Raw genomic sequence first — 11,023 nt, 5'->3', positions numbered from 1 at the left:
AACCAAACCGATTTGGGAATCCCCTTTGTCAACAGGCCCTAGTGAAGCGATTGGAAAGCTAACGCTACTAAATGCGGAAATCCAACTCTGGGTTGGAATTTGGAATTCTGATCCACATACTTTCTTAATAAATTCAGACCGACTTGGGTCGCGCATCTGAGGATTAAGCGCGCGAATGATTTTGCTTGGGTACTGAAAAAGTGCAGGCGTTGATAGCTGACGCGTGGAGAGAAGGTCCTCGCGTTCACTTTCAACTTCTAAATCAACCGGCTTCCCATTAAGTTCGACCATAACGGCGATGTTAGCAACACTTGGCTTTGAATTCTGCGAGAAGTCTATTTCAATGGAGACGTCGCCAGCTTTAGCGCTCTTCTCATCTAGCCCATATACTCGGCACTGAACCAATAGTGTCCTTAGAATGTATTCCTTTACGCCAAAGTCTTTGGCGGCCGTGATTTCTAAGTCGGGACCCGAAAATTTTATTGTGTTCAACGAACAGGCGTTCGCAACTGAAATTTCGAGAGAAACCTTGTCTCCAAGAACTTCACGAACTTTCGATGGAGTCAATCCAGCGTGTAGCTGTCTATACTCTGTTGATGGATTTAGATTGTCACATCCAGTTAGCACCGCGCACGCAAGCCCTAAAGCTACGACGATGGTATGAGGACAACACTGATCCCGAGCTGAAGTAGAAAACCAGTTTTCCAACACCCTCACCGATCCCCCCACTTCCAAGGTCATTTCCAATGTATTCTCTACCTTAAAGTCACTGCAATCCCACAGACCTGCATGCGCGCGCGAAGCGTCCTGCTAGCTTTAGTCTACCGCGGTTTAGTCGCGCTTCAAAAAGACTGCGAAATTCGGCTGGCACAGCTAACTTTTTGACCAAACTTCTCATTGTGAACGCCGCGTCCGTCGCTCATCTAAGCTTCCGTTAGCGCGATCATATTTCCATTCTCTTTGATCCATGATTGCGTAACCCGGAGTTCGCAGCGTGAACCGCCATGGCTAAAGTCAACGTCATCGTAAATGGGTATCTCCGGCAGCCATGGCTGAACCGACCCCAAACCGCAAAATGGTTGGTAAACGACCTGACTACGGGAATCGATTCTGGCCAAGAATGAATGTTTTTGTTGCAGCATGGCGAAGCGATCCAAATCTTCCGCGTTACACACGGCGAGTTGTTCTCCCGGTTTTGCTGGCGCTGCATATGGGGTCTCGGTTATATACCTTGTTGGCGGAGTCTTGATGACGTAGTTGCCATCTGGATCGCTATTTTTCCTAGAAAAAATGTAAACAACACTATATTCTTTGGGCCGAGCTGCGCTCGGTCCAACCGTCATCGAATTCATACATTCCGGGATTGCACATCTCGACCCAAAAAACTTTGGGTGCAAAGCCAAAGGTAGGCCAGCCGTTGGGCCAGTTTCACTGAATGCTGCTGTAGAGTTCGAATGGTTCGGAATTTTGTAAGACTTTGAACAAATACGATTAAAAAACGCCTGACGCCTCAAAGGTCTTTGACCAGAATCCAAAGCATTAACGATGGCTTTTGGATAAAAGAACAACTTAGGCAGCGGTTCTCGCGGGTATTCTGGATTTACATCCGCCCTTTGTCTAACATCAAGAGGGATGGGAGCACCATTAAGACTGACGTTAAGTGTCACATTTGATAAGCGGGGCACCTTGTTCTGCGTACGATCAATGGAAATGGCCAGCGTACCCGATGTGCGTCTAGCGTGATCTGTGCGGTAAACTCTGCAATACACCAACATAGATCGCAGGACGTATTCTTTCACGCCAAAGTCCGGACTTGGCGAGATGGGTAAATCACTGCCCACAAAGCTGACTTGAGACAGACCACAGGCTTTCGCCACACTTTGTTCAAGAGGGACCTTATCCTGTAGAATTTCTCGAGCCTGTAGTGGCGTGAGACTGCCTTGAAGTTGTCGGTAATCCTGCGATGACGCACTCAATTCACATCCGGTTAGCAGGACGATTGCAAGCCCAAGGGCATACATGAAGGCCGCAGAGTTAGCTGGACGCCTAGCAAAAACTCCGACACAATTTTCCAGCACCTTTAACGCCCCCTCACCCAATCGCCTCATCCAGCAACAGCGCGCGTGCATAGCGAACAGGCGGTGAGCCAAAGCCCAATATCCCATCATGATAGGCCTTAAGCTTAAAGGCCGGGCCTTGTTTGGCCTTGGCCGCCGCACGCGCTTCCATGTGTTCAGAGAAGCCAACGAAATAGGTGGAAAGCTGGGTGACGGATAATTGCGCACGCCGCCATTTACCTGCGGCTTCGCGTTCTTCTTGGAAGGCCGTTTCAGTCAAGAAGGTCATGACTTGGGCTTCACTCCACCCATCAACATGAATGGCTTGATCGATGATCGCGTTGGTGATGGTGCGCAGCAGCACTTTCAATTGGGTCAAGCGGTAAAGCGGATCATCGGCCATAAAGCCCTCTTCTACCATCACAGTCTCAGCATAGACCGCCCAGCCTTCTACAAAACTGCCAGAACTCAAGACGGCGCGCAGGATGGAGGGGTAGGAATTGGCATGGAATATCTGGACATAATGGCCGGGCATCGCCTCATGCACGGCAATGTCTTGAATGCCGCGGCGATTATATTCGCGAGTAAACGAGATCGCTTGCTCTTCCGTCCAATCATCTGGAATTGGAGAGACCGCATAGAAAGTATCCAAATGCTTTTCCAGCGGCCCTGGGCTGTCGCAATAGGCAACTGAGAATCCGCGCTGGAATTCCGGCATTAGAATGATGCGGACAGGGCCTTCAGGTAAAGTGATCAAATCCTTGTGCGCCACAAATTTGCGCGCGATTTCGGTGGCTTCGGTGGCCACCTCCACCAATTTATCCCGCGCGGGCCGATCGGCAGCCGCCAAATCAAGAGCGGCGCGAATGGCATTTTGCTGTTCTGCTGGGCTGGGGTTGGCAGGCAAAGGCGGGGCATCGGCCCGACCCGACAAGGCTTTGACGGAAACGGTATACATGTCGGCCCGCACCTCGCGGACGGCTTGTTCTGCCCTGCGTCGTATCTCTTGCCGCGAGAGCGGCGATAGAAGGGTGTAGGTCAATTGTTTGTCGAACCGGGCTGCCCCAGCGCGGAAGTCTGCTTTGGCTGCTGGCACAAGGGTCTGATCGATCCAGCTTTGGTGTAAATCGACGGCACTCAGAAACCCAGCAATCGCAGCATTAAGAGCCTCTAGCTCTGCCCCTTTGAGCGCGCCCTTCACGGGCTCAATCATATCGGTGATGATAGACTTCAGACCCTGATTTTGCGCGGCATAGGTCACAGCATGGGGGGTCGGCACGCGCGCGGGCACAAGATTGGCGCGCGCTGTCGCCAAAAAGCCGGGCAGCAGCTTCAAGCGCGCGGTCACATGGTTTAAGCGCTGCGGCAGTGGCGCAAAATCCCGCGCCATCAGGGTATAGAGCGCGCTACCTGCCGCATCTTGCCAGACAAGGGGGTTCCAGGCCCAATCTTCCAAAGTCTGGGTTGTCCAAATTTGCGCTTCTAACGCATTGGCGAGCATGGCTTGATCGACTTGATTGGCGCGCGACAGACTCGATTTTGGGAGAGCCCCGACCTTGGCCAAAGTCGATTTGGCAAAATTCAGTGCCTCAGCACGGCCCTTGGCCGTGTAATCATTCAACAAGTGATCAAAACGATGGTCTCCGGTCCAAGTCGCGGTGACTGGGCTGAGCCGCATGGACTGATCGAGCCAATCTGCAGCGATCTTTGCAAAACGCGCATCCGCCCCGCCACGCCCTTTGGCGCTGCTGGAACTCGGTAGGAATGGCACAGCGCCACTGGCCCCTAACGCCCCCAAAAATGTGCGGCGCGAATTCTGACCGGATCGGGCCATGCCACTTCCTCCCTCATCTGAGCTCAAGGAAGTATATGACGGGGTTAGCTCATCTGTCATCAAGACAAAACTGGACGCCCTCCCCCCATCACCCGTGCCAATCGGGGGCCTTATCGCTCGCTATCCATAAAGGCCAAGAGGGGCTCGGGATAGCGGGCACCGGCGGCAGCGTCCTTGGGAACCGCCTCCTCCAGGGCTTGGAGGTCGGTGGGGGAGAGGCTGATTTCAAGGGCGGCAAGGCAATCGGCCAAGCGGGCCCGCTGTCTGGCACCAACCAAAGGCACAATGTCTTGGCCTTGTGCCAGAACCCACGCGATTGCGGCTTGAGCTCGACTGATGCCGCGGGCGTCAGCCACTGCCCCCAGCGCTGTGGCGAGGGCCAGATTTTGTTCGACATTGCCTGATTGGAAGCGAGGGCTGATGGCCCGGAAGTCAAACTCCCCCGCTTGGGGCTGGCGCCACTGGCCAGTCAGCAAACCGCGCGACAAGACTCCATATGCCGTAATGCCAATGCCCAGCTCTCGGGCTGTGGGCAGAATTGTTTCCTCAATACCGCGCGACATGAGGGAATATTCAATCTGCAGGTCCGCAATCGGTGCCACGGCAGCGGCGCGCCGCAACGTGTCCGCCCCGACTTCTGATAGGCCGATGTGGCGGACATAGCCTGCTTGCTGCAACTCACTTATGGCCCCCACGGTATCTTCAATCGGCACCGCCGGGTCTAAACGCGCAGGACGGTAAATATCAACATAGTCGAGACCCAGACGCTGGAGCGAATAGGCCAGAAAATTCTTCACCGAAGTAGGACGACTATCATAGCCGATGAAACCGCCAGCTGGATCGCGCAAGGCTCCAAACTTTAGGCTGACAATGGCTTTATCCCGGTGCGCATGGCCGCGCAGGGCTTGCCCCAACAGGCTTTCATTATGGCCCACGCCATAGAAATCGCCCGTGTCCATCAAAGTCACCCCGGCGTCTAAGGCAGCATGAATGGTGGCAATGCTTTCAGCTGGATCAGCCGAACCATAAAAATCGGACATGCCCATGAGGCCAAGGCCGAGGGCGGATGACATCGGGCCGGTTCGGCCGAGGTGACGGGTTTGCATGGGTTTCTCCTTCAACCAAGCTCTGGCCCCCAACCTAGTCTGGCTTGTATTGTGCGATAAGTCAGGCTTAAACAGACAAGCTGTGCAGGGAGACGCACAATGCGGGATGGAGACTTTCAGGATTTGCTCGCCTTTGCGGCGGTTGCAGACAAGCGAAGCTTTCGCGGGGCAGCAGCGGCAAAGGGCGTTTCAGCCTCTGCGCTCAGTTCTGCGGTGCGGCGGCTTGAGGCGCGCCTTGGTGTGCGCCTTCTCAATCGGACAACTCGCAGCGTTCAAACCACCGAAGCGGGCCTGCGCCTCTTAGACCGCCTAAAACCTGCCTTAGCTGGCCTTGACGAGGCTTTGGACAGTATCAACCGGTTTCGGGAACGGCCGATAGGAACCCTGCGCCTGAATGTGCCGGCGGCAGTCGCGCGTTTGATCCTGCCCGATCTCATCGCCCGCTTTATGACTGCGTATCCGGAGATTACCGTCGAAGTGCGCTCAGAAGATCGCTTCATTGACGTTCTGGGCGAAGGCTTTGATGCCGGCATCCGCTATGATGAGCGGTTAGAACAGGATATGATTGCGGTGCCCATTGGGCCGCGCTGGCAGCGCTATGTGTGCGTGGCCGCGCCGAGCTATGTGGAGCGGCACGGATCACCCAAACATCCTCGCGACCTCTTGGCGCACGCCTGCATCCGGCATCGCTTTGCCCATGGAACCATGTTGCCCTGGGAGTTTGAACGCGAAGGCGAAGTGATCCAAGTTTCGCCGTCGGCCCGTCTGGTCACGGATTCTCTGGAACTTCAGCGGGCGGCGGTGGTTGCTGGGATCGGTGTGGCCGCCACATTTGAAGGCTTTTTTGCCGATTTGATTGAAAGTGGCGATGTAATCCCGCTTTTGCCAGACTGGTCGACCCCGTTCACCGGTCCATTCCTCTTCTATCATGATCGGCGACATGTCCCAGCACCATTGCGGGCGTTCATTGATTTCTTGAGGCACGATAGCAAGGAGCAGGCAGGCCCTAAATCTGTGAACGCGTTAGGCAGCGGCATGTCGCGTTGAAAACCCTTTAGCCGAGGAAGTCGCCGTCGTCAGGCGGGGCTAATTCACCACCAACTCCCGCACTTCCACCGTCCCGCCAGCTTCAAAGGTCGGATTGCCAATTAAGGCGGCGCGGGCGACTTCTAAGCTGTCGGCTTGGATTTTGAGATAGCCTGTGAGTTGGCGCGTGAGCGGGGCTGCGTCGCCTTGCTTGCGGTAGGCTTGCCCCGGCCCAATGGAGCTGCCGCATTGGAAAATACCTTCCCCAATCAGGCGACCAATATAGCCCTCCCAATCCTCATCGCGCTCTGGGCTGGTCGTGTCGGCATGCATCAGGAGGATGAAGTCTTTCATAGTCAGGTCCGATCATGGGTTTGGGCGAGCAAAGGGGCGCTTTGTGTCGGCGCGATGGCGACAGCATTGCGATGATATTGGGATCCAGCAAATAGCCGTTCACAGGACGACTTTGCGTGATGGGCTGGGGTTGCGATTGCGAATATCGACGGGCATCGCTTGCAGATAGGCGATGAGGCCGGAGCGCTGACGTTTCAATGCGTTGGGCGTCGTCGTGACGAAATCGTCTTTGATCACCTCGTCACCCACGCTCGAAAAGCCTGCCTTGGCATCTTTGAGATTGATCGTCTGCATCACCAGTTCGCACAAGCAGTTACACGTGACCACTTCCTCGATTTTCCGTCAGCGTGCAAGATTTTTTGCCCCATGACTGAGAACCTCAATCAAACAGCCCCTTGCCTTCCCCCCACAGGTCGCGCAAACTTCAGCGATGCACGCCGACCCCAATCTCTATGACGACTGGCCCTATCTCAATCGGCCAAAGATCATCTGGCCAGAGCAGAAGAAGCTCGCATTCTGGATTGCGCCAAATATCGAGTTTTATGAGTTCATGCCGCCGGTGAACCCTAAGCGACCGGGCTGGCCCAAGCCTTCACCCGATGTCGTGGGCTATTCCCAGCGCGATTGGGGCAATCGGGTCGGCCATCAACGGCTGATGGAGATGTTGGACCGGCACGATTTGCGCGGCTCCATCTCGCTCAATGTTGCCATGTGCCAGCATTGCCCAGAGATCATCGAGGCGTGTGTCGAACGCAAGTGGGAGTTTTTCTCGCACGGCATTTATAACACGCGCTATTCTTATGAGATGGATGAAGCCCAAGAGCGTGCGGTGTTGGAAGATTCCATCGCTACCGTTCAAGCTGCCACGGGCCAACGCATTCGCGGTTATTTGGCCCCTGCCCTCACCCATACTGAACGCACACTCGACCTGATTGCCGAATATGATTTTTGGTACACGTGCGACTTGTTTCAAGATGACCAGCCTCAGCCGATCAAGACCAAGACCGGCAAGCTGATGAGCATGCCCTATTCGCTCGAGGTCAATGATGTGATCACCTATGGCGCGCTCGCTATGAGCGCTGAGCGTTATGCGGATGTTCTGATGCGCCATTTCGATCAGCTTCTTGAAGAAGGTGGCGAAAGCGGTACGGTCATGTGTATCCCACTGCACGCTTATCTCGTTAGCCAAAGCCACCGGATCAAAGCGTTTGAGCGGGCTTTGAGCTATATCACCTCGCACAAGGATGAGGTTTGGTTCACCACGGCGGTGGAGATTGCGGGCCACTATCGCGAGCATTATTGGGACCAAACTTTGAACGATATTCGCGCCCGGGGTCTTGCCACGGCGGGTACCGGCTTTTCTTGATGCAAATTCGCAAGGTGAGCGAACCCTTATCGAGTCCTGAGCTGGATGATTTGACCAGCCTGTTGGTTGATGCCGTCGAAAATGGTGCCTCTCTTGGTTTTTTGAAGCCGTTGGAAGAAGCCCGTGCGCGGACCTATTGGGAGGGTGTTTGCCAAGCAGTTCAACATGGTGACAAAGCTCTTTTGGTCGCTGAAATTGGCGAGGCCATTTTGGGCACGGTGCAAGTGGTTCTAGATATGCCGCAGAACCAGCCTCATCGCGGCGAAGTCTCCAAAATGATCGTGCATTCAAAAGTCCGCCAAGTGGGGCTTGGGACGCGCCTGCTTGATGCCGCCGAAGAGTGGGCGCGGTATGCTGGCAAATCTCTCCTGGTACTCGACACCCAGACGGGCTCTGCCGCAGAACACCTTTATCGGAAAGCCGGCTATAACCCCCTGCCGCCTTTGCCCGATTATGCTTTGACACCCGATGGCGTGCTTGCCGCCACGACAATCTTTTGGAAGCGGATTTAGCCTCAGCCTGAACCTTACCGGCATTTAACTGGCCCGCCACAAAGCCTTCTGGCAGGACAGGGGTGGGACGACTGACAACTGGGGAAATCAAGATGAATTACAGATTTGGGGCTGCCGCAGCCCTATCGCTCGCGCTCGCTTTAGGCGGGTGTGTCAGCATCAATGTGAATGACACGGATGAAAAGATCGACGTGGCTCCAATGCCATCGGCGCTAATCGGCACGTGGGATGTCGCACTCTATAGCGACCCCAATACCGAGCCCAGCAAGACCGAGTTTGTGGTGACCGAGGTTACAGCCGGAACGTTTAAGGGCACTTTCTATGGCAGTGAAATTCAAAATGGCCGTTATACGATCAAGGGCAATGAGATCGTGTTTGCCGGGCGCACAGCCGATTTGTCGGGTGCCTACTGGCATTCAGGCCGCATGCGCGCCAATTCCATCATTCAAGGTCAAACCCTGTCAGATGGCCGCAATTTCTTGATGGCTTGGACTGCACGCCGCAAGCGCTAAAGCTGGTTAGGACCTAACCACTTTCAGTAATTTACGCTCTAAGACATCCAAGGTCGCGGTCAGATCATGGCCGCGCTTTAAAACTTGGCCGGCGGAGCCGAGAACGCTCCACTGGCCTTGTTTGGAGGCTAAGGCCGGGCGTTTTTCAATGCGATAGAGCGGGTTCTCGCTGGCGCGGCGAAAGATCGAAAATGTCACCGCATCTGGGCCATCATCAATGGCATAGTCGCGCCATTCGCCTGCCATTTGCCCGCGCCCATAGAGGTTCAGGATCAGATCAAATTCGCGCCGTTCAAACCAAATTTTGGGCGCACGGCGCGGCAAAGCATGGGGTGAAGATTCAAAATTCATGACCCCATCTAGGGCCTGTTTGATGGCTCTGACAAGGGGTCGCCCGAATTTACGCGCTTAGCCCCTTAGACCTGAACCAACCCCATAGGCTTGGGCCCATAGGTGGTTTCCCAGCTTGTGGCTTTGGTAACGAGGAAGGTTTTGGACCTCACCGTATCCAATTCCATAAAGTCGCCGCGCACATTTTCTGGCGTGATGCTGACCATGGTATAGCCGCGCTTGGTCTCCTCATGCCATTCGACTTCAGGATTGGTGCGGGTGATCAACTCATTCAGGGCAGCCCCCTCTAAGCCGAAATTGGCGAAGGTGTCTGCGATGCTGGGGCTGGTCACAGAGGTGCCACCAAATTCGACACCACGAACCTCGCCGCCTGCATCTTTCAACGTATTGGCCCAAGCCGCGTGGGTGTCGCCCGTACACACAATCAGGCGCGCGCCTGCTTCCTTGGCAGCCGCATAAAGACGTTCGCGCGCGGCCGGATAGCCATCCCACGCATCAAGATTGAACGGCACATCAAATTGGGAAAGCTCGAAAAAGGCTTTGGTCTGGGGCCGCGCTTTGGCAATGGCCTCCAGTACTTTGGGTGGAAGACCTGCGTTAAAATTGGGTGAGGTCACGCGGCCCATGATCACCTGATTGCCCAAGATCTGCCACTTCTTGCCTGCCTTGACCGACTTGGTGAGCGCGTCTGCCAACCAAGCCTGCTGGCTTGCACCCAGCATCTCGCGGGTGGGGTCATTCAGTTTCTTGGCTTTAAAGCCTGCCACATCAGGCAGCGCTATTACGCCTTGCGGCAGATTACGCGGGTCTAGGCCGGACAGGCGCGCTGGATCGGTGATTTTGACCGGCTTGCCCGATGTCACATCAAATAGGCCAAGCTCAAGATCGGTTTCATAATCAAGCTGGAAGGTACGCGCCATCACGCGGGTTTCCAGCATCATAATGGTCGCCAAATCGCCCCAGTCAAAGCTTCGATTGATCGCCTCAAACGACTTACCGGGGGCTGGATTGCGTAAGGGCATCCACTCATAATAGGCCTGCAGCGCGGCAGCCTTTCGTTGGTTCCAAGGACCCTCTGTAGCCGGATTATGATTTTCCGCTCCATCCTTATAGGCGTCATTGGACGTTTCGTGATCGTCCCAGGTTACCAACCAAGGCGCACATGCATGGGCGGCTTGAAGGTCTGGATCGCTGCGATATTGGGCATAGCGCTGGCGATAGTCCGACAGCGTCGTGCATTCCTTGGGCGGCTGTGGGATGCGCCCAACCGTCTTACCCCATTCAGTCGCATATTCGCCGGGGCCATATTCATAAATATAGTCGCCAACGTGGAGCACTAAATCGACATCGCCGCGCCGTGCGATGGCTTGATAGGCATTGAACCAGCCCGCCGGAAAGTTCGAGCAGGAGACCAGCGCAATATTTAACCGCTCGCCACCCGTTTCAGGGGCCGTCTGGGTTCGGCCAATGGCGGAGGTTTCGGTCCCGACCGAAAAGCCATAATAATAGACGGTGCCGGGCTTAAGACCCGTGACATCCACTTTCACCGTATAGTCCCGACTGGGGCCGGTCTTGACGCTGCCACGCTTAATGATTTGGGTTAACGCAGCATCTGTGGCGACTTTCCAAGTGACGGTGACTTCCGCTGCAGGGATACGCGGGCTGACTCGCGTCCAAATGATCACTTGCGTGGTCAAAGGATCGCCACTGGCGACGCCATGGGCAAACAAGGCTTGTTCGGCGGCAGCGGCTGAGGCCGTGCAAGCGGCGGCAACAAATGCACCCGATGTTAGGGCAGCTCGACGGGTCAGGGCCACGGTAACCTCCAATGACCTCTTCCATGCGCTTGCTTTGCTCATTTGCCAACACCCCGGTTGCGATGTGCCGGGGCGATAAAGCGATTTG

General features: G+C 55.2%; 12 protein-coding genes. 4 read left to right on the top strand and 8 right to left on the bottom strand.

All coding sequences use genetic code 11. The annotated features are described in order from the left end of the window. From B7364_RS05435 to B7364_RS05420, 4 genes are all read right to left on the bottom strand, one after another. Nucleotides 1-747: hypothetical protein (locus tag B7364_RS05435; RefSeq protein ID WP_157893518.1), on the bottom strand; the 747-nt coding region annotated here is incomplete at its 3' end. Between the two features lie 176 nt (nt 748-923). Further along, nucleotides 924-2,099, bottom strand: a complete 1,176-nt coding sequence (locus B7364_RS17830; protein ID WP_157893517.1) for a hypothetical protein — start codon at nt 2,097-2,099, stop codon at nt 924-926. Next, nucleotides 2,092-3,891, bottom strand: a complete 1,800-nt coding sequence (locus B7364_RS05425) for a DUF885 domain-containing protein (protein ID WP_157893516.1) — start codon at nt 3,889-3,891, stop codon at nt 2,092-2,094. Before B7364_RS05425 ends, B7364_RS17830 begins: the two co-directional genes overlap by 8 nt. 110 nt (nt 3,892-4,001) lie before the next feature. Continuing rightward, nucleotides 4,002-4,997, bottom strand: a complete 996-nt coding sequence (locus tag B7364_RS05420; protein WP_085338917.1) for an aldo/keto reductase — start codon at nt 4,995-4,997, stop codon at nt 4,002-4,004. Between the two features lie 99 nt (nt 4,998-5,096). Here B7364_RS05420 and B7364_RS05415 point away from each other — a divergent pair, with 99 nt between their 5' ends. Then, on the top strand, nt 5,097-6,044 hold the full coding sequence (locus tag B7364_RS05415; protein WP_085338916.1) for a LysR family transcriptional regulator: 948 nt from the start codon (nt 5,097-5,099) through the stop codon (nt 6,042-6,044). A 39-nt stretch (nt 6,045-6,083) separates the two neighbouring features. Here B7364_RS05415 and B7364_RS05410 read toward each other — a convergent pair whose 3' ends face one another. Continuing rightward, on the bottom strand, nt 6,084-6,377 hold the full coding sequence (locus B7364_RS05410; protein ID WP_085338915.1) for a YciI family protein: 294 nt from the start codon (nt 6,375-6,377) through the stop codon (nt 6,084-6,086). Nucleotides 6,378-6,476: 99 nt separating this feature from the next. Beyond that, nucleotides 6,477-6,671 (bottom strand): hypothetical protein, encoded by a 195-nt coding sequence (locus tag B7364_RS05405; protein WP_085338914.1) that lies wholly within the window; start codon nt 6,669-6,671, stop codon nt 6,477-6,479. 136 nt (nt 6,672-6,807) lie between these two features. Here B7364_RS05405 and B7364_RS05400 point away from each other — a divergent pair, with 136 nt between their 5' ends. From B7364_RS05400 to B7364_RS05390, 3 genes are all read left to right on the top strand, one after another. Beyond that, nucleotides 6,808-7,743: a polysaccharide deacetylase family protein gene (locus B7364_RS05400; RefSeq protein ID WP_085338913.1), complete on the top strand. Its 936-nt coding sequence runs from the start codon at nt 6,808-6,810 to the stop codon at nt 7,741-7,743. Next, nucleotides 7,743-8,255: a GNAT family N-acetyltransferase gene (locus B7364_RS05395; protein ID WP_085338912.1), complete on the top strand. Its 513-nt coding sequence runs from the start codon at nt 7,743-7,745 to the stop codon at nt 8,253-8,255. Before B7364_RS05400 ends, B7364_RS05395 begins: the two co-directional genes overlap by 1 nt. Before the next feature lie 92 nt (nt 8,256-8,347). Further along, nucleotides 8,348-8,767, top strand: coding sequence for a hypothetical protein (locus B7364_RS05390; RefSeq protein WP_085338911.1), 420 nt, complete (start codon nt 8,348-8,350; stop codon nt 8,765-8,767). A gap of 6 nt (nt 8,768-8,773) precedes the next feature. Here the strand turns inward: B7364_RS05390 and B7364_RS05385 are convergent, their stop codons facing one another. After that, nucleotides 8,774-9,118, bottom strand: coding sequence for a DUF2794 domain-containing protein (locus B7364_RS05385; protein WP_085338910.1), 345 nt, complete (start codon nt 9,116-9,118; stop codon nt 8,774-8,776). Nucleotides 9,119-9,183: 65 nt separating this feature from the next. Then, complete coding sequence (locus B7364_RS05380) at nt 9,184-10,935, bottom strand: alkaline phosphatase D family protein (RefSeq protein WP_198534059.1); 1,752 nt, start codon at nt 10,933-10,935, stop codon at nt 9,184-9,186. Nucleotides 10,936-11,023: the final 88 nt, after the last annotated feature.

The sequence above is a fragment of the Aquidulcibacter paucihalophilus genome (genome assembly GCF_002105465.1).
Taxonomy (GTDB): Bacteria; Pseudomonadota; Alphaproteobacteria; order Caulobacterales; family Aquidulcibacteraceae; genus Aquidulcibacter; species Aquidulcibacter paucihalophilus.
Note: the sequence above shows the minus strand (reverse complement) of the source record. Positions and strands in the feature narration are given on the sequence as shown.

Coding starts and splice junctions, on each gene's coding strand:
- B7364_RS05425 (WP_157893516.1), bottom strand. CDS start 3,891: ATGGCCCGATCCGGTCAGAATTCGCGCCGCACATTTTTGGGGGCGTTA.
- B7364_RS05420 (WP_085338917.1), bottom strand. CDS start 4,997: ATGCAAACCCGTCACCTCGGCCGAACCGGCCCGATGTCATCCGCCCTC.
- B7364_RS05415 (WP_085338916.1), top strand. CDS start 5,097: ATGCGGGATGGAGACTTTCAGGATTTGCTCGCCTTTGCGGCGGTTGCA.
- B7364_RS05410 (WP_085338915.1), bottom strand. CDS start 6,377: ATGAAAGACTTCATCCTCCTGATGCATGCCGACACGACCAGCCCAGAG.
- B7364_RS05405 (WP_085338914.1), bottom strand. CDS start 6,671: ATGCAGACGATCAATCTCAAAGATGCCAAGGCAGGCTTTTCGAGCGTG.
- B7364_RS05400 (WP_085338913.1), top strand. CDS start 6,808: ATGCACGCCGACCCCAATCTCTATGACGACTGGCCCTATCTCAATCGG.
- B7364_RS05395 (WP_085338912.1), top strand. CDS start 7,743: ATGCAAATTCGCAAGGTGAGCGAACCCTTATCGAGTCCTGAGCTGGAT.
- B7364_RS05390 (WP_085338911.1), top strand. CDS start 8,348: ATGAATTACAGATTTGGGGCTGCCGCAGCCCTATCGCTCGCGCTCGCT.
- B7364_RS05385 (WP_085338910.1), bottom strand. CDS start 9,118: ATGAATTTTGAATCTTCACCCCATGCTTTGCCGCGCCGTGCGCCCAAA.